This is a genomic window from Amylibacter sp. IMCC11727, assembly GCF_029854195.1.
Classification (GTDB): domain Bacteria; phylum Pseudomonadota; class Alphaproteobacteria; order Rhodobacterales; family Rhodobacteraceae; genus Amylibacter.
On the sequence record NZ_CP122960.1, the window covers coordinates 2,256,507 to 2,272,861 of the forward strand.

General features: G+C 53.4%; 19 protein-coding genes. 11 read left to right on the plus strand and 8 right to left on the minus strand.

Annotation, left to right across the window (positions count from 1 at the left end):
- The first annotated feature begins 24 nt into the window (after positions 1-24).
- Positions 25-1,332 carry an adenylosuccinate lyase gene (gene purB, locus QBD29_RS11340; RefSeq protein WP_280098205.1) on the plus strand — a complete coding sequence of 436 codons (1,308 nt, stop codon included), beginning with the start codon at positions 25-27 and terminating at the stop codon, positions 1,330-1,332.
- Positions 1,333-1,649: 317 nt separating this feature from the next.
- On the opposite strand, the gene QBD29_RS11345 is transcribed toward purB, so the two are convergent.
- On the minus strand, positions 1,650-1,964 hold the full coding sequence (locus QBD29_RS11345) for a DUF1476 domain-containing protein (protein ID WP_280098206.1): 315 nt from the start codon (positions 1,962-1,964) through the stop codon (positions 1,650-1,652).
- Between the two features lie 140 nt (positions 1,965-2,104).
- Between QBD29_RS11345 and purC the strand changes: the two genes are divergently transcribed.
- Positions 2,105-2,863, plus strand: a complete 759-nt coding sequence (purC, locus tag QBD29_RS11350) for a phosphoribosylaminoimidazolesuccinocarboxamide synthase (protein ID WP_280098207.1) — start codon at positions 2,105-2,107, stop codon at positions 2,861-2,863.
- An 88-nt stretch (positions 2,864-2,951) separates the two neighbouring features.
- Here the strand turns inward: purC and QBD29_RS11355 are convergent, their stop codons facing one another.
- Complete coding sequence (locus QBD29_RS11355; protein WP_280098208.1) at positions 2,952-3,098, minus strand: hypothetical protein; 147 nt, start codon at positions 3,096-3,098, stop codon at positions 2,952-2,954.
- Positions 3,099-3,257: 159 nt separating this feature from the next.
- Between QBD29_RS11355 and QBD29_RS11360 the strand changes: the two genes are divergently transcribed.
- The 6 genes from QBD29_RS11360 (at position 3,258) to QBD29_RS11385 (ending at position 9,104) form a co-directional block, all read left to right on the plus strand.
- Complete coding sequence (locus tag QBD29_RS11360; RefSeq protein WP_280098209.1) at positions 3,258-4,622, plus strand: tetratricopeptide repeat protein; 1,365 nt, start codon at positions 3,258-3,260, stop codon at positions 4,620-4,622.
- Positions 4,623-4,690: 68 nt separating this feature from the next.
- The gene (purS, locus tag QBD29_RS11365) at positions 4,691-4,930 is read left to right on the plus strand and encodes a phosphoribosylformylglycinamidine synthase subunit PurS (RefSeq protein ID WP_280098210.1); all 240 of its coding nucleotides are present in this window, start codon (positions 4,691-4,693) and stop codon (positions 4,928-4,930) included.
- Positions 4,930-5,604: a phosphoribosylformylglycinamidine synthase subunit PurQ gene (gene purQ, locus QBD29_RS11370; protein WP_280098211.1), complete on the plus strand. Its 675-nt coding sequence runs from the start codon at positions 4,930-4,932 to the stop codon at positions 5,602-5,604. Before purS ends, purQ begins: the two co-directional genes overlap by 1 nt.
- Positions 5,605-5,653: 49 nt before the next feature.
- Positions 5,654-7,417, plus strand: a complete 1,764-nt coding sequence (locus QBD29_RS11375; protein ID WP_280098212.1) for an ATP-binding protein — start codon at positions 5,654-5,656, stop codon at positions 7,415-7,417.
- A gap of 8 nt (positions 7,418-7,425) precedes the next feature.
- Entirely contained in the window at positions 7,426-8,763 is a 1,338-nt protein-coding gene (locus QBD29_RS11380) for a sigma-54 dependent transcriptional regulator (protein WP_280098213.1), read from the plus strand.
- 8 nt (positions 8,764-8,771) lie between these two features.
- Positions 8,772-9,104, plus strand: coding sequence for an NIPSNAP family protein (locus QBD29_RS11385; protein ID WP_280098214.1), 333 nt, complete (start codon positions 8,772-8,774; stop codon positions 9,102-9,104).
- Positions 9,105-9,132: 28 nt separating this feature from the next.
- Here the strand turns inward: QBD29_RS11385 and QBD29_RS11390 are convergent, their stop codons facing one another.
- Complete coding sequence (locus QBD29_RS11390; protein WP_280098215.1) at positions 9,133-9,582, minus strand: DUF4442 domain-containing protein; 450 nt, start codon at positions 9,580-9,582, stop codon at positions 9,133-9,135.
- A 217-nt stretch (positions 9,583-9,799) separates the two neighbouring features.
- Here QBD29_RS11390 and QBD29_RS11395 point away from each other — a divergent pair, with 217 nt between their 5' ends.
- A complete protein-coding gene (locus QBD29_RS11395; protein WP_280098216.1) occupies positions 9,800-10,105 on the plus strand; it encodes a hypothetical protein in 306 nt (101 codons plus the stop codon).
- Positions 10,106-10,161: 56 nt separating this feature from the next.
- Here QBD29_RS11395 and QBD29_RS11400 read toward each other — a convergent pair whose 3' ends face one another.
- On the minus strand, positions 10,162-11,268 hold the full coding sequence (locus QBD29_RS11400) for a hypothetical protein (RefSeq protein ID WP_280098217.1): 1,107 nt from the start codon (positions 11,266-11,268) through the stop codon (positions 10,162-10,164).
- Between the two features lie 182 nt (positions 11,269-11,450).
- Here QBD29_RS11400 and QBD29_RS11405 point away from each other — a divergent pair, with 182 nt between their 5' ends.
- On the plus strand, positions 11,451-11,744 hold the full coding sequence (locus tag QBD29_RS11405) for a hypothetical protein (RefSeq protein WP_280098218.1): 294 nt from the start codon (positions 11,451-11,453) through the stop codon (positions 11,742-11,744).
- Positions 11,745-11,883: 139 nt separating this feature from the next.
- Positions 11,884-13,110 carry a radical SAM protein gene (locus tag QBD29_RS11410; RefSeq protein WP_280098219.1) on the plus strand — a complete coding sequence of 409 codons (1,227 nt, stop codon included), beginning with the start codon at positions 11,884-11,886 and terminating at the stop codon, positions 13,108-13,110.
- Between the two features lie 182 nt (positions 13,111-13,292).
- Here QBD29_RS11410 and QBD29_RS11415 read toward each other — a convergent pair whose 3' ends face one another.
- From QBD29_RS11415 to QBD29_RS11430, 4 genes are all read right to left on the minus strand, one after another.
- A complete protein-coding gene (locus QBD29_RS11415; RefSeq protein ID WP_280098220.1) occupies positions 13,293-13,943 on the minus strand; it encodes a DUF1638 domain-containing protein in 651 nt (216 codons plus the stop codon).
- 7 nt (positions 13,944-13,950) lie between these two features.
- Positions 13,951-14,649: a B12-binding domain-containing protein gene (locus tag QBD29_RS11420; protein ID WP_280098221.1), complete on the minus strand. Its 699-nt coding sequence runs from the start codon at positions 14,647-14,649 to the stop codon at positions 13,951-13,953.
- A gap of 137 nt (positions 14,650-14,786) precedes the next feature.
- The gene (gene bmt, locus QBD29_RS11425) at positions 14,787-15,797 is read right to left on the minus strand and encodes a betaine--homocysteine S-methyltransferase (protein ID WP_280098222.1); all 1,011 of its coding nucleotides are present in this window, start codon (positions 15,795-15,797) and stop codon (positions 14,787-14,789) included.
- Between the two features lie 90 nt (positions 15,798-15,887).
- Positions 15,888-16,319: a SufE family protein gene (locus QBD29_RS11430; RefSeq protein WP_280098223.1), complete on the minus strand. Its 432-nt coding sequence runs from the start codon at positions 16,317-16,319 to the stop codon at positions 15,888-15,890.
- Between the last annotated feature and the right edge of the window lie 36 nt (positions 16,320-16,355).

Below are 16,355 nucleotides of genomic sequence, written 5' to 3' on the forward strand. Positions count from 1 at the left end.
TCCGTCAGAAAAGGACGCTTCCAGATGATCCCACGTTATTCCCGCCCAGACATGGTCGCCATTTGGTCCCCTGAATCCAAGTTCAAAATCTGGTACGAAATCGAAGCCCACGCCTGCGAAGCTATGGCCAACATCGGCGTGATCCCGCGCGAAAACGCGGATGCGGTGTGGAAAGCCAAAGACGTAGAATTTGATGTGGCCCGCATCGACGAAATCGAAGCCATCACCAAACACGACGTCATCGCCTTCCTGACACACCTTGCAGAACATGTCGGCTCAGATGAAGCCCGCTTCGTTCACCAAGGTATGACGTCATCCGATGTGCTCGACACATGTTTCAACGTACAACTCGTACGTGCCGCTGACATCCTGATCGCAGGTGTCGAAGGATTGATGGGTGCCTTAAAACGCCGCGCCATGGAACACAAAATGACCCTGCGCGTGGGCCGCAGCCATGGTATCCACGCCGAACCCACAACAATGGGTCTGACCTTTGCACGTTTTTATGCGGAAATGGATCGTAACCTCGCTCGCATGAAAACCGCCCGCGAAGAAATCGCCACAGGGGCCATTTCAGGGGCAGTCGGCACATTCGCCAACATCGACCCCGCGATTGAAGAACACGTATGTGCCGAGCTGGGCCTGTCCCCAGAACCAATTTCCACGCAAGTTATCCCACGCGACCGTCACGCTGCCTTTTTCGCAACACTCGGCGTTGTCGCCTCCTCTATTGAAAACATCGCCACCGAAGTGCGCCACATGCAGCGCACGGAAGTGCTCGAAGGGGCAGAGTTTTTCTCGATGGGCCAAAAGGGGTCTTCTGCAATGCCGCACAAGAAAAACCCTGTGCTGACAGAAAACCTCACAGGCCTCGCCCGTCTGGTGCGCATGGCCGTGGTCCCTGCCATGGAAAACGTCACCCTCTGGCACGAGCGGGACATCTCCCACTCCTCCGTGGAGCGCAACATCGGCCCAGACAGCACAATCACCCTTGATTTTGCGCTCGCACGGATGACCAGCGTGATCGACAAGATGATCATCTTCCCTGAAAACATGCTCGACAACATGAACAAGTTTCCAGGCCTCGTGATGTCCCAACGTGTGTTGCTCGCCCTTACTCAAGCAGGCGTCAGCCGTGAAGACGCCTACACAATGGTACAACGCAACGCGCTCAAAGTCTGGGAACACCGCACCGATTTCCGCGAAGAACTGCTCGCAGACGAAGACGTGTGCAAGGCGCTGACCGTTGACGAAATCAACGAGAAATTCGACATGGGCTATCACACCAAACACGTGGATACGATTTTCAAACGTGTGTTTGGCGAAAGCTAACCCCTCGGTGCGGCTGAAAAGCCGCTCCACCTAAGATCGAAAAATTCAAATCCAAGGACACATCTCGCAAAAAGTTTACGAAACGTGAACTTTCCTCGAAAAGAGTGACAATTGTCACTCTTTTTCGCAAGAAATGCTGTTTGATAAGGGCACACCTTTTCAAGCAGTCTTATTTTCAGTCGGTGTGGGGGTCAGGTAACTGACTTTCGAGGAATTAGCCTCAGTGGCTGGCGTGTTGTCCGCTTAGATCGACTTTTTGTTAAGTAGGGCCTCGGATTTCTGATCCGAGGCCTTTTCTTTTGTGTAATATCAAATGCCTAGATTTCAGACATAACTTGCGTTTTGGCCTCTGCCAGCAACGCAACCATTTGTGCGCGAATGGTGGCTTCATCCGCTTTGTCGCCCAGATCGCCTGCAACCTTGCGGTACACATCCTCATCCCCTGCCTCAGCAAAGTCCGATTTCACCACTTCCGTGGCATAGGCCGCCGCTTCGTCTGCGGATTTGCCCAGCAAACTTGCCGCCCACAAGCCCAGCAACTTGTTGCGCCGCGCCTCTACTTTGAACTGCAACTCTGCATCATGGGCAAATTTCTTTTCAAATGCGTCTGCGCGATCATCAAAACCTGACATGGGTGTCTCCTCTTTTGTTATACCTTCAATATGGGGGGGCATTGCCCCTGCGACAAGGTCCCACCGCCTTGCATCTTGCCGCAGTGTGGATCTGGCCCTATAGAACAGGCAACTTAGGCCCCTCAGATAGGATTCCTCCCATGGCCCGTCGCACCAAAATTTACGAAGGCAAAGCAAAAACCCTGTTCGAAGGCCCCGAGCCTGGCACCATCGTGCAATACTTCAAAGACGACGCCACCGCCTATAACGCGCAGAAGAAAGACACGATTGAGGGCAAAGGCGTGCTCAACAACCGCCTGTCCGAACACTTCATGCTCGGCCTCACGGCCCTTGGTATTCCGAACCATTTCATCAAACGCCTCAACATGCGCGAACAGCTTTGCCATAAGGTGGAAATCATCCCGCTCGAGGTGATCGTGCGCAACGTGGCCGCTGGCTCCATGTCCAAAATGCTCGGCATCGAAGAGGGCACACCCCTGCCCCGCCCCATCGTTGAATTTTGCTACAAAGACGACAGCCTCGGCGACCCGCTGGTGGCCGAAGAACACATCCTCGCCTTCAACTGGGCCAGCCAACAAGACCTCGACGACATGGTCGCCATCGCCCTGCGGGTAAACGACTATATGTCTGGCCTCATGTACGGCGTCGGCATCAAACTCATCGACTTCAAAATCGAAATCGGCCGCCAATTCGACGGTGACTACCAACGCTTGATCGTCGCCGACGAGATTTCACCCGACAGCTGCCGACTCTGGGATGCGAAAACAGGCCAGAAACTCGACAAAGACGTGTTCCGCCGCGACCTCGGCGATCTGGCTGATGCCTATACCGAAGTGGCCAAACGCCTCGGCCTGATGCCAGGGAATAACGTAACTGAAGGTCCGAAGTTGGTAGAGTAACAACGCAGGTCTGCGCTGACCTCGGGGGGCGCATTTGCGCCTCCCATGGGGGAGGTCGGCGCAGACCGTGCAAAGCACGCTCTGGTGTTTAGTGGGACGGGATCGTCAAAGCCGCCAGCAAGAAATACGCCCCGCTTATGGCTGCAACACAGACCGTTTTATCCGCCCCAAGCAATGGCGCCACATACACAGCACCCAAAGTTATATACGTTCCAATTTTCGTGGCTTTCAGCATTCGCTTAATCCTTATCTTAAGTTGAAAGCTGGGCCACTGCGCAGTGTTCCAGTTGCCTTCTCGGCATGACCTGTCTAGCCTGTGACCAAAGGCGTAGGGTGGTCGCCCTGTCCCACAAATGATTGGTTAATTACGCTTAAGTGTCTGGAAATTTACGGTTTGGAATCTTTTGGCGAAAAATTTGGAAAACCGGTTCGAAAATACCGAGAATCAGAAGGCATAGACGCCGCAGAACTGGCCTTCCGCGCACTCGGCAGTAAATCCAAACGCACCCGCATTTCTGAAATCGAAAACGGGAAGGTGAAAAAGCCCCAAGCAAAAACTGTGAATGCTTTGGTTGACGCGCTGGACATTCAGCAAGAGGAAGTCGATGCCTGCCGCGCTCCAATTCGCGCAGACGCTGTACAAGCGACACAGCTAGAAGCCATCACCGCATTTGCGCAAAGCCTGCAAGATAAACTTGCAAAGAAGGAAGCGGAACTAAAGTCCGCAAAGGGCGATACGACCCTTCTCCAACAACAAATCCAAGAACTCACCCGCCGTGCCCAAAACCCAGAGGCCGCGCTGGCAGAGGCCCAAGCCACCATCCGCAAACTCGAAGACGCGCTAGAACGCGAAGGCAACGCTGAAGACATCAGCGAGGCCCGCATGGCAGACGCGCGCAAAGCCCTAGAAGCCGGCGACTTTTCCATCGCTGAAGACATCTTCGAAGAAATCAAAGCCCGCGATCAACTCGCAGTCGACCGATCCGCCCGCGCATCATTTTCTTTGGGCGAAATTGCAGAACAAGAGGTCCGCTGGGCCGATGCAGCACGACATTATGATCAATCCGCCGCCCTAAACCCACAGTTCAACTCACTGACCAAAGCCTACGAATTCGCATGGCGTTCTGGCCAATATGAAACCGCGTCTATGCTTTGCAAAAAAGCCAGAGAAAGCGCCAAAACCGAATTTGGCGAATTGAGCGAAGAGTTTTCTAAAACGCTAAACGATGGTGCCCTTATTTACAAAAGCAGGGGCCGATATGACGAGGCAGAACCGCTCTACAAACAAGCTATCGAAATCGGCAAAGCCACCATCGGCGAAAAGCACCCAAACTACGCCATCCGCCTCAACAACCTCGCAGGCCTCTACAATAGCATGGGTCAATACGGCGACGCAGAATCGCTCTACAAACAAGCCATCGAAATTGGTAAAGACACCATCGGCGAGAAACACCCAGACTACGCAATGAGGATCGGCAATTTAGCAGGCCTTTTGATTTTGACGAAGCGTTTAGATGAGGCTGCAATTCTTAGAGAACAGGAATACGGGATTATGAAGGAAGTCTTAGGAACGTCACATCCGTACTTTGCAACCGCAACAAACAACCTAGCAACCCTCTACTACAGCATGGGCCGATACGACGAAGCAGAACCACTCTTTAAACAAGCAATTGCAATCGACGAAGCCACCCTCGGTCCCGACCACCCCCGCACCAAACTGCACAAGTCCAACCTCGCCACCCTCCAATCCTCCCGCTAACCCCCTTTACCCCCACACCCCTTCCCGCTAAACCACGCCCATAACCCCTCTGCCAAAGGAATCCCGCCATGAAAGCCCGCGTTCACGTTACCCTCAAAAACGGTGTCCTCGATCCACAGGGGGCGGCGGTTGCTCATTCCCTCGGTGCGCTTGGCTTTGAGGGCGTCAATGACGTGCGCCAAGGCAAGGTGATTGAGTTGGACCTTGCCGAAACAGACAAAGCCGCGGCAGAGGCTAAAGTGGCGCAAATGTGCGAAAAACTGCTCGCCAACACAGTGATCGAAAACTACTCCGTGGAAATCCTCTGATGCGCGCCGCCGTTATTCAGTTCCCTGGCTCCAACTGCGACCGCGACATGTTCGTCGCCTTGGAAAAGGTGGCAGGCAAAGGCAATGTCACCATGGTCTGGCACAAAGACGCCGACCTGCCCAAAAACCTCGATGTGATCGGCATCCCCGGCGGCTTTTCCTTTGGCGATTACTTGCGCTGTGGTGCCATCGCCGCCCGTTCCCCCGTCATGAACGCAGTTGTCGATTTCACGAACAAAGGCGGCTATGTGTTTGGCCTGTGCAACGGCTTCCAAATCCTCGCAGAATCTGGCCTGCTGCCCGGTGTTCTGATGCGCAACGCGGGTCTGAAGTACATCTGCAAAAACGTGGAACTGACCGTGGAAACCACAGACAGCCCCTTCACGTCCTTGTACAAAAAGGGCGAGGTGATCACGACCCCCATCGCCCACCACGAAGGCAACTATTCCGCCGATCCAGACACGTTGAAAATGCTCGCAGGCGATGATCGCATTGCATTCAAATACGTGGACACGCCAAACGGTGCCATGGATGACATCGCGGGTATTCTGTCTGCTAACAAACGTGTGCTTGGCATGATGCCCCACCCCGAACGCCTCAACGATGCGGCTCTTGGCGGCACCGACGGCGTGCGGTTTTTCGAAGGCATCGCAAATGGGCTGGTTTCTGCCTGAAACCGCCCGCTTGCTTGAGCCTTTGGCCCAGAACGCGTAGTTTACGCCCATGACCAGCTCGCCGCCAAAACCGCCCTTGCGCAGCACATGGATGCCCCGCATCGGCATTTTGCTGTTTTTGGCCATCACCAGCTTTCTGATCTGGGCCTCAAACGCCTATTTCACACAGCGGTTTTCCGAAGGCACGCGCCAAGACGCAGAATCGCAAATGGCGCTCTACTCGGGCCGTTTGGTCAGCGAATTGCAGCGAAATTCGGTGGTTCCCCTGCTGCTATCCCGCGACACCACGCTCATTTCCGCCCTCAATTCATCCGATTTTGTCGGCACGTCCCAACGACTCATCTCCTACAAAGAAGAAATTGGCGCGAAATCCATCGTACTTTTGGACAACGCAGGCCGCACCGTGGCCGCATCAGATCGGCGCGAACTTGGCACGGTTTTGCGCGATACCCCCTATTTCATCGAGGCATTGCGCTCCCCTGATACGGTTTTCACCACATCAGGCGTCAGCGAAGGTCGGCTCGGCTTTTTCTATTCTCGCAAATTACAAAGCCAAAAGGAAACCGTTGGCGTTATCCTGATCGAAGTGGATTTGGAGCAGATGTTTGATCGCTGGTCAAACCGCGACAGCATCATTTCCGTGACCGACAGCCAGGGCATCATCATCCTGTCCACAGAACGCCAATTTCGCCAACAAACTATCGAAAACGCACTGGCCAATCAGCCCGCCCTGTCCCCTGTTGAACGCGCATGGCGGGCCACAGGGGAATGGAACCAAACCATCACCAACGCAAATTTTCAGGGCCAACCTCTGTTTCGGCTCGATCAGAAAATCCCATTTCAGGGCTGGCAGTTAAGCTACCTTGCTTCCTTTGAAAACGTGCGCGCGCGCGTCAACGCCGTGCTCGCGCTTGAACTGATGGCGCTGGCTATTCTAACCGCGCTTGGGTTCTACCTGTTGTCACGTCGCGCCATTCGCCGCGCATTCCTGTTCCAAGCTGAAAGCCGCGATTTGCGCGCCCTCAACGAACGGCTGCAAAACGAAATCGCCGAACGGGAACGGGTGGAAAAGGACCTCGAAGTTGCGGAGCAATCTCTTGCCCAGTCTTCAAAACTCGCGGCCCTTGGTGAAATGTCCGCCGCCGTCAGCCATGAATTGAACCAGCCCCTTGCGGCGATGCGCACCTACCTTGCAGGCGCCAAACTGCTGTTGCAACGCCGCCGCCCAGCAGAGGCCATGAGCAGTTTCCAACGCATTGATGACCTGATCGAGCGCATGGGCTCCATCACCAAACAGTTAAAATCCTATGCCCGCAAAGGTGGTGATGATCTGATAGATGTGGACATGCGCGATGCAGTCACCGCGTCCTTGTCGATGATGGCCCCACAACTCAGCCAAATGAAGGTGGAAATCCAAACCACCCTGCCCCCTGATCCGATCCTTGTTCTGGCCGATAAGGTGCGCGTGGAACAGGTTATTGTGAATCTGCTGCGCAACGCCCTTGATGCCACCAAAATGCAAGAAGACCGCCGCATTGATATCATGCTGGTGGGGGGCGAAATGGTGAAACTGTCCGTGCGCGACAATGGTCCCGGCATCGAAGATTTGGACGAATTGTTCGAACCGTTTTACACCACCAAAAAGCCAGGGGACGGCGTTGGCCTTGGCCTTGCGATTTCCTCTGGAATTGCAAAAGACCTCGGTGGGCGGCTTATTGCTCGAAATGCCAATGTGGGTGGGGCGGTGTTTGAATTTTGGCTGCCAGAGCGTGATAAAACCCTAAATACAATATCAACACAGGCAGCAGAATAGGCCCTTTCATGGCAGAACAAATGACCATCGCCATCGTGGATGACGAACAAGACATGCGCGAAAGCATTTCACAGTGGCTCACGCTGTCTGGCTATCGCACGCAAACGTTTTCCAGCGCAGAAGACGCGCTTAAAAACCTCGACAGCGATTTCCACGGTATTTTCATCTCGGACATTAAAATGCCGGGCATGGACGGGATCACCTTTCTTAAACGGCTGCAGTCCATTGATAATCAGCTGCCTGTCATCATGATCACAGGCCACGGCGATGTGGCTATGGCGGTTGAGGCAATGCGCATTGGCGCGTATGACTTCCTTGAAAAACCGTTCGATCCAGAACGTATGGCAGAACTCACAAAACGCGCGGTTCACACCCGACGCCTGACACTCGACAACCGCACTTTGCGCCGCGAATTGTCCGACGGTACGGTTCTTTTGCGCAAACTCATGGGCTCGTCCCCTGTGATGGAACGCCTGCGCGAGGACATTCTTGATCTGGCGCAAGCAGACGGCCACATCCTTGTGTCTGGGGAAACGGGGACGGGCAAATCCTTGATCGCCCATGCGCTGCATGCATGCGGCCCGCGTCAGGGTAAGAAATTCATCACCTTAAACTGCGCCGCCTTCACCGAAGAAGAACTGGCGCGCCGCCTGTTTGGCCCTATGGACGATGGCACACCCGCAATCGAAGCATCGCTTGGCGGTACGCTTTGCCTTGAAGATGTGGAAAGCCTCCCAACTTCTATTCAGGCCCGTTTGATCGGCGCGCTCGAAGACCATGATCGCGGTGCAGACACATCGCCCCTGCGCATCATTGCTATTTCCAACGCCCCCGATCCGAACACGTCACTCGAAGACACCATTCGCCAAGACCTGTATTTCCGTCTGGCGGCCATGCACATCACGCCCCCGCCCTTGCGTGCGCGCGGAGAAGATATCCTCAACCTGTTCAACCGCTACGTCGAAACCTTCGCCGATGAATACGGCTGCGAAGGCCCAGACGTATCCGCCAAAGACGCAGCCCAACTGTTGCAAGCCCCATGGCCTGGCAACATCCGCCAGCTCATCAACCTCGCCGAACGCGCCGTCCTGCAACATCGCCGCGGCAGCTACTCTATCGCGAACCTGTTGATGGACGACACCTCCGAACCCACACCCGAAGTGATTGCCGAAGGTAAACCGCTCAAAGAATACGTCGAAGCGTTTGAACGCATGCTCATCGACAACACTATGCGCCGCCACAAAGGCTCCATCCAATCCGTCATGGAAGAACTCAGCCTGCCACGCCGCACACTGAACGAAAAAATGGCGAAATATGGGTTAACGCGCAGTAATTACGTGGGTTAGTTAAGGTCGTGATACTCGAAATTCGGCACTACACACTGCACCCAAACAAGCGCGAGGACTTTATCAAGTTCTTTGAAACCGAAAATCGTAAAGCCCTGCGCGATGCTGGTATGCTGGTGTTTGGCCCCATGCGCGATCTGGAAAACCCTGATAAAGTCCACTGGATGCGAGCATTCCCGTCTTTGGAACAACGTGAACAAATCAAAGACACGTTCTACAATGGCCCCGTTTGGAACGAACAAATTGAACACAAAGCGATGCCGATGATCGCCCATTTCACAGCCGATGTAGTCGAAACAACCGAACGGTTTGAAAACTTCAACGGTGATCCAGCGCTTTAGGCGGCGGGCTGGTAAATTAAGTCGCCGCCTATCGCTTTTGCGACAAATACCAATCCACGGCCATTTCCACGACGGGATCACCCTCCTCGTCGGAAATCACCACTTCGACAGCGAACTGCACTTTGCCTTCGGCATCCAGTGCGCTGGTCAAATCAGCCACATCCCCTGCAACCTTCGCGTTTGCGGTCAGCGTGCCCTTGGCCACCTTCACATACTTAATCTGCGCATTGGCCGCCACGGGCCGCAAGTTCAGGATCTGCGCCGCAAACGCCCCTGCCACAGCAGCCCCTGACGCTGCCTCACCCAAGGTAAACATCGCCCCAGCGTGCTGGCTCGCGATATGGTTCTCTGTCTCTGGCCGCTGCGTCATCCGCGTCGTCGCAATGCCAAGACCTACCTCGACGATATCAACACCCGTGTGGGCCGCATAAGGCACCGCAGTTTGCAAATGCGCTCGGATCATTTCAAATGGGGACATAACAAACCATTCCTTGTTCGGCCCTACGATTGGCTTGCACGACTCTACAAGTCAATCACGCGCACCGCATGACCTAACGTAGAGGTTGTTTCCCCCAACAATCCTGAATATTTCACGCGGTTCTCACGACTCTACCTTAAATAGTATCTTGCTGGGTCGTATTTCCCACTCTAGGTTTGCCTTGTTTTTTAACAAACTTTTTCAAAAGGAGACTTTCATGTCTGTCATTAATAAAATCAGTGTAAATGCTTGCGACAACGAATTGATTATCATCGCCTCAACCGACCGCGGTAGCTCTGAGCTGATGCACCTTAAATCTGGCTTCAACGCGCCCGTGTCCTATTCGGTGAACCCAGCGCACATTTTGGCGCCAGGCAAATACGACCTGACAGTAATTGGTATCAATTGGGGAGGCCCTGGCAAAATTTCGGTGGACATCGACGGTGACTCACCACAAACGCTGTCTGGCTCTGGGGGCAAAGGCGTATTTTTCAGCGAAACAATCCCTATGGTTGTCGCCTAAGTCGCCACATTCTTAAGAAAGCGAAGCGCGATCTCGCGCTTTGCGTCCCCCCCACCTCACTGCTTCACGCACACCATATAGATATGCACATAATCCATCGCATGGCCCGCTGGATCGGCTGCAACCATATCCTCATATCGTCCGTAAAACGCATCGATAATGCGTGCGCGGTCCACGGCGCTGCGCTCGCGGCTCAACCCATTGGCAAACGTCGGCTCTGACCAACTGCGCAAGGTTGGGATATAATCGCGAGCGAACGCCGCAGGATCGCCGCCCTCTTCGCTGAACGCCTGTTCAAACGGACAACGCACCACGCGCGATTCCACATGTTCCAGCCGCAAACCTGCCTTATGCGCCGCACTTTCCACGTCTTCCAGCGGGGCTACAAACTGATCCTGCGTGCGGTACACTTGCGGAAAATTCGTGTTGGCAAACTCTTCTTCAGTGATGATCCCATCCTCCACCAACCCACGCCAATGCAGCGCAAAGGTGTCAAACATATTCACACCGCCCGTATTGCCCAGATACCGCCCTTCGCTATCAATGCCGAAATTGAACAAACACAGCCGCGCACCAGGTTTCATCTCCGCCGCACGCTGGGCCAGCATGTTATCCCAATCCGCCGCGCCTTTGTCCTCATACGCTTGCCGCGTGGTCCCAGACGCGCCAACCATATGAACGTGATCTTCGATATTGCAGGGCACGGCGGTGATGTAATGGCTCGCCGTTGCTGAAAACCCCAGATCGAGCGTGCCCGCTGGCACAATCGCCTCGTGAAAAGACGTGGCAGACGCCATCACATGCACGCCGCTCACTTCGCTCAGATACGTCGTCTCCCCCGTCAGCCCATGCACAATCTGAAACACTTGGCTGAAATCATTACGCGGTAAATCCGTATAGATCATTTCAATCGGGCGATCTGGCGCACGTTCGCGCACATCTGCCAAAACACGCCGCCACATATCAAGCGATGTGCCCCCATCGGCGGCCCCCATATCTGTTGCGCGAAATACATCACTGCCCTTGCTCGGGTCCATCCGCGCCACCGCATCCAGCACCATTTGTGCGGCGTTATCCATCACATGTTTGGCCCCAACCGTCGCACGAGAATAATACCCCGCACCCTTCATCGCCATAAAACCCGTTGTCTCTTCGCGCGCCATCTGAACCCTCATCTCTATTCAATTCAGAAAGTTAACCACTTTTCACCAAAGCAGGGAAGCCAAAGAAATTTCGGGCAAACACCCACAGGTAGCGCAATTTTCAATTTAGTGATTTTTCTCACATTCACCCTTAAGTAGTGCGGCCATCATGGACTCTCTTTTAACTTTTAATGGAGATTATTATGACCAAAAAAAATAAACTTGCTTCCGCGCTCAAGGAAAACCCAGAAATGCGGGCTAAATTTCTTGCAAACCTTGCAGAAACCGCACGGGAAGTCGGGATTTCACCCGAAGAGCTGAAGGCTGATGCCAGCCTTGATTTCCTTGGTCCAATTTCGCTCGAAGATTTGGGGAGCGGTCCACAGCAAATCGTGATCATCCACAAAAGCGACAGTGACAAAAACTCGACATCCATTGTTGTCGGGGGCAAAGGTCTGCGCGAAGCCATGCGGCTTGCTCGCGACCTAGAAAAGTAAGCTAAACCAAGGCGTTTCGCAAAATCACAGGCTGACCGCTATTTTGCGGAACGCACTCTAACATCACAGTTTTTACCACACTTTAAATTTTACTTTTTGAACACCCGCCATCCAATTTTGCCAGATAAGGGAATTTACCATGACAGCTCATTTCAAATCCATTTCTTCAGACGAAACCAGCAGAGTCTTTCAAGTGGGAGGGCTCACATGCGAACGGTTTCCAGATGGCCGCGTGACCATCGAAGGCCTGAAAAAGGATATCCACGTCTATCCCAAATTCTCGGACGAAATCTTGGCCCTGAACCTGATGCGTTCGGTCAACCTTGGGGAAATGGAACACACATTTGTTCTTTCGATTACGGACCGTTGCAACATCAAATGCGATTTCTGCTGCCACCCGTTCATGGATTCCGAAATCTCAGAAGAAGACGCCATTCGTTTGGTGACAGAGGCAGCTCAACTGAACTACGACGAAATCTGCTGCACGGGCGGCGAACCGTTCCTCAAAAAGAAAACACTCTACAAGCTTGCAAACATCTGCCGTGACAATTCGGTTTTGTTTGGCGTCATCAGCAACGGTTATTGGGCCAAAAACCGCGACAAAGCCTTTAAGATGGCCAAAGAAATGGTGGAGGAAGGCTTTTCTCGGGTGACTATTTCATGGGATCAGTCCCACGGCGAATTCATCGACGCACAGACGGCCCAAAACGCTATTGATGCCTGCATGGACGCTGGGCTGAAGGTCTGCCTCACAGGCAGCTTCAAACGCATCGGCGCAAAACACGTGGACTACGGCATCGACATGTCCGCTTACACGCCATACGACAACTTCGCGCTTTATGATTTCCCTGTGGCCGAAGCAGGCATGGCCGAAGAAAACAATTTGGATTTTGAACGGGCAAATACGGGCCTTGGCACTCTGCCAGACGACGATCCTCTGCTGTGCACCATCGCTCACAAACGCGAACTTGTCGTCTATGCCCGCAACGGCGTGTCACAGCCCTGTTGCAGCATCTTTGGCGGCTATAAAATGTCCGCCATGAGCATCGCTGATTGGCGTGAAACCAGCGTTAAAGATTTACAAATCATGCACGAAGGCGATCCCTTCAACCGCATTATCAACGTCAAAGGATTCCGCTTTGTCTATGACCTGATCGCAGAGCGGAACCCTGCCCTGGCGGCCAAACTGCCAGACATCAAATCCTGCGATAGCGTTTGCCATTTGTGTTCCAAACTGATGAACCCTGTCTTTGGCCCGCAAATCCGCGAAATTTGTAGCGACTATGTCTCCGAAGAAATGGCCATCGAATTGAGCAAAAAATTCGGGGCAGAGGCGATGGACGAACTCATTGCGGCTTGTGCTTAAAACCTACGGGGCGGTCCAATCTTCAACGACCGCCCTTTTGCAAACCGTTGCGCCAAATACCGCAACACAGATTGCCCCGTTAAGAAATTAACTTTTCGCAAAATCTGACGCAAAACCCATATGGTTTCTGGGTGGTTTGCGGGGTATTTTTTACCGTTGAATTTTGCACGTTAACGAATGTGTTAACGGCTCGGTGGAATAGCCGCCAACGCGGTTTTCAAATCCCCATACCCCGTGAACCGCCGTTCAAATCGCAAGCCCATCCGTGCCGCACACTCCTGTGCTTTGGCGGTTAAGTCTGGGTTATCCGTTTGCGCCTGATAGACCACTTTTTCATAGTTCCCGAAATACATGTCCAACAGTTCGGGATGCTTATCCAATCCCATTGGTTTCCAGAAAAAACTGTCAAAAACCGACACCAGAAAATCGGTCAAATAAAACGCCGTGATCTCGTCTTCAACGATATCCGCGAACACCTCATTGCCTTCAAAAAAGCTGTAACAGTGGGGTCCAGCGATCATCTCTACCCCCAACTCTTTACACTTCGCTTCCAGCTGCCCCCCCGTGCCGCAATCCGCGTAAGCCACGAAAATCTGATCGTATTCGCCTTGCCATTTGCGCACGACATCTTCGACGCCAGCAGGAATCAAATCCGGCGTCATATGCCATTTCGCCGGCAGACATGTTAGGTCCATATGATCCCAGTTGTTGATCTTAAACAGCGCCAGAATTTCCCGCGCCAACGCCCCGCAGGCCAAAACCAAAACGCGCGCGGGATCACTCCCACGCGCGTCTAAACCTTGTTCACTCAATGTATGGTCATCGACCTGCATTGTGTGCTTACGCACTCATTTGATTGTGTTTTTTGGCCATGAACTCTTTGGCAGTTTCCACCGCCACGGCGGCGTCACGACAATAGGCATCTGCACCAATCGCCTTGCCAAACTCTTCGTTCAACGGTGCGCCACCCACCAGAACGGTGTAATCATCGCGCATGCCTTTTTCGACCATCGTGTCGATCACAACTTTCATATACGGCATCGTCGTTGTCAGCAGAGCAGACATGCCAAGGATGTCAAACTCGCCCTCTTCCAGCGCTTCGATGTAGTTCTCAACGGGGTTGTTGATGCCAAGGTCTTTCACCTCAAAGCCAGCCCCTTCCATCATCATCGTCACCAGGTTTTTGCCGATATCGTGGATGTCACCTTTTACCGTACCGATCACCATGTTGCCCAAACGCGGCGCGCCTGTTTCAGCCAGCAGTGGTTTCAGAATGGCCATGCCGCCCTTCATTGCATTCGCTGCCAACAGAACCTCTGGCACAAACAAAATACCATCACGGAAATCAATGCCCACAATGCGCATGCCTTCAACCAATGCCTTGGTCAAAACGTCATAGGGCTGCCACCCGCGTTCCAGCAGGATGTTGACCGCTTCTTCGATCTCTTCTTTCAGACCATCATACAGGTCATCGTGCATTTGCGGCACAAGCTCATCGTCGCTCAGTTCGGACAGGATGATATCTTCTTCATCAGACATTGGCATTAAATCCCATTATAATTTGCGCCACCAACGCGGTGTAACTTAGCAAACATTAAGCCCAACGATTGGTCAATCTGCAAAAATAGCGACACTGTTTTTTCCCATTCCGACCGAATGTATCAAAAACGTCAAAGTCAGGCGCGTCTGCGCCGCCGTGTACGCGTTGGAGCTGTGGTCTCTCCTGTGCCATCATCTGCAGAGGAAAACTCACCCAGCGCCGCAGAAATCACAGATAAATCAGGCTGTTGCCCAACGGGTTGTGTTTCCAACGAATGCCGCATTGCAGCAAGATGTTCGGGCATCGTACCACAACACCCGCCGATAATTTTCGCACCGCAATCGCGGGCTAAAACTGCATATTGCGCCATCAAATCAGGGGTCCCGTCATAGTGGATATGTCCATCCACATATTTGGGAATGCCTGCGTTACCCTTGGCGATGATGGGAAGGTTTGGCTTAGCGTCCATCATGCCAGAAACGGTGCGCAGCAAATCGGATGCGCCAACCCCGCAGTTTGCACCAAAGGCCACGGGTTGATGCGCCAATCCAGCCACCACATCCACCATGCCAGAGGATGTCACCCCCATCATGGTGCGCCCAGCGGTGTCAAAGCTCATGGTCCCGCACCACGGCGCACCGACATTGCCGATAGCTTCGGCGGCGGCCGCAAATTCTTCGGGGGCGGATATCGTTTCAACCCACAAAACGTCCGCGCCACCTTCCATCAGGCCGTGGGCTTGCTCTTCAAACATCTCAACCGCATCCGCATGAGACAGCGTTCCAACGGGTTCCATGATATCGCCTGTTGGTCCCATGGACCCAGCAACCACAACATCACGCCCCGCAGTATCGGCCACTTCACGGGCAATTTCGGCAGAAATTCGGGATAATTCCCGCGCCCGTTTTTCCGCACCATGCAGTTTCAAACGGCTGGCATTGCCTCCAAAACTGTTGGTCAAAAACAGATCAGACCCCGCATCAACCGCGCCTTTGTAGAGGGCCGTAATTCGATCAGGATGCCAGTCATTCCACATCTCTGGGGCCTCGCCAGCCTCCAGCCCCATGTTGAATAGGTTGGTCCCCGTGGCCCCATCGGCCAGAACCCATCCTTGCGTATCCAGAATTTTTTGCAGTTTTTCAGACATATAGCATTCCTTACGCCCATCGAAATGGTGGGCTTCAGTCGTGCGTGTCACAGCAACCGCATCAAAGCAAATTCATACTCATCATAAAGATTATGAATTGGCTGCAATATGCCCCTGCGCTACAGATTGAATGCGCGCGATCATCGCGCGCAATCCGTTGGATCGTTGTGCAGAAAGGTGCTGATCCAAACCCAGTTGAGCAAAGGCCGCACCTGCATCCGTGTCCACCACAGCCTGTAGGGTTTGCCCGTTGTAAAGCGCCCCCAGTATGGCGATCAGACCGCGCACGATCATCGCATCACTTTCACCATCAAAGGTAAAAACGGCATCAGCGCCCTGCCCTTCGATCTTGGGCACAATCCACACTTGGGATGCACATCCATCCACCTTTGTGGCATCAACGCGCAAGGCTTCGTCTAAGGCGGGCATATCTTTGCCAAGTTCAATAACATGGCGATAGCGATCTTCCCAATCATCGAGGAATTCAAACGTTTCGACAATTTCCTGAAAATCTTCGGTCATTTTTAACCTTCTCGATGTACCACTGAACCCGTTACC

Coding starts and splice junctions, on each gene's coding strand:
- purB (WP_280098205.1), top strand. CDS start 25: ATGATCCCACGTTATTCCCGCCCAGACATGGTCGCCATTTGGTCCCCT.
- QBD29_RS11345 (WP_280098206.1), bottom strand. CDS start 1,964: ATGTCAGGTTTTGATGATCGCGCAGACGCATTTGAAAAGAAATTTGCC.
- purC (WP_280098207.1), top strand. CDS start 2,105: ATGGCCCGTCGCACCAAAATTTACGAAGGCAAAGCAAAAACCCTGTTC.
- QBD29_RS11355 (WP_280098208.1), bottom strand. CDS start 3,098: ATGCTGAAAGCCACGAAAATTGGAACGTATATAACTTTGGGTGCTGTG.
- purS (WP_280098210.1), top strand. CDS start 4,691: ATGAAAGCCCGCGTTCACGTTACCCTCAAAAACGGTGTCCTCGATCCA.
- purQ (WP_280098211.1), top strand. CDS start 4,930: ATGCGCGCCGCCGTTATTCAGTTCCCTGGCTCCAACTGCGACCGCGAC.
- QBD29_RS11375 (WP_280098212.1), top strand. CDS start 5,654: ATGACCAGCTCGCCGCCAAAACCGCCCTTGCGCAGCACATGGATGCCC.
- QBD29_RS11380 (WP_280098213.1), top strand. CDS start 7,426: ATGGCAGAACAAATGACCATCGCCATCGTGGATGACGAACAAGACATG.
- QBD29_RS11390 (WP_280098215.1), bottom strand. CDS start 9,582: ATGTCCCCATTTGAAATGATCCGAGCGCATTTGCAAACTGCGGTGCCT.
- QBD29_RS11395 (WP_280098216.1), top strand. CDS start 9,800: ATGTCTGTCATTAATAAAATCAGTGTAAATGCTTGCGACAACGAATTG.
- QBD29_RS11400 (WP_280098217.1), bottom strand. CDS start 11,268: ATGGCGCGCGAAGAGACAACGGGTTTTATGGCGATGAAGGGTGCGGGG.
- QBD29_RS11405 (WP_280098218.1), top strand. CDS start 11,451: ATGACCAAAAAAAATAAACTTGCTTCCGCGCTCAAGGAAAACCCAGAA.
- QBD29_RS11410 (WP_280098219.1), top strand. CDS start 11,884: ATGACAGCTCATTTCAAATCCATTTCTTCAGACGAAACCAGCAGAGTC.
- QBD29_RS11415 (WP_280098220.1), bottom strand. CDS start 13,943: ATGCAGGTCGATGACCATACATTGAGTGAACAAGGTTTAGACGCGCGT.
- QBD29_RS11420 (WP_280098221.1), bottom strand. CDS start 14,649: ATGTCTGATGAAGAAGATATCATCCTGTCCGAACTGAGCGACGATGAG.
- bmt (WP_280098222.1), bottom strand. CDS start 15,797: ATGTCTGAAAAACTGCAAAAAATTCTGGATACGCAAGGATGGGTTCTG.
- QBD29_RS11430 (WP_280098223.1), bottom strand. CDS start 16,319: ATGACCGAAGATTTTCAGGAAATTGTCGAAACGTTTGAATTCCTCGAT.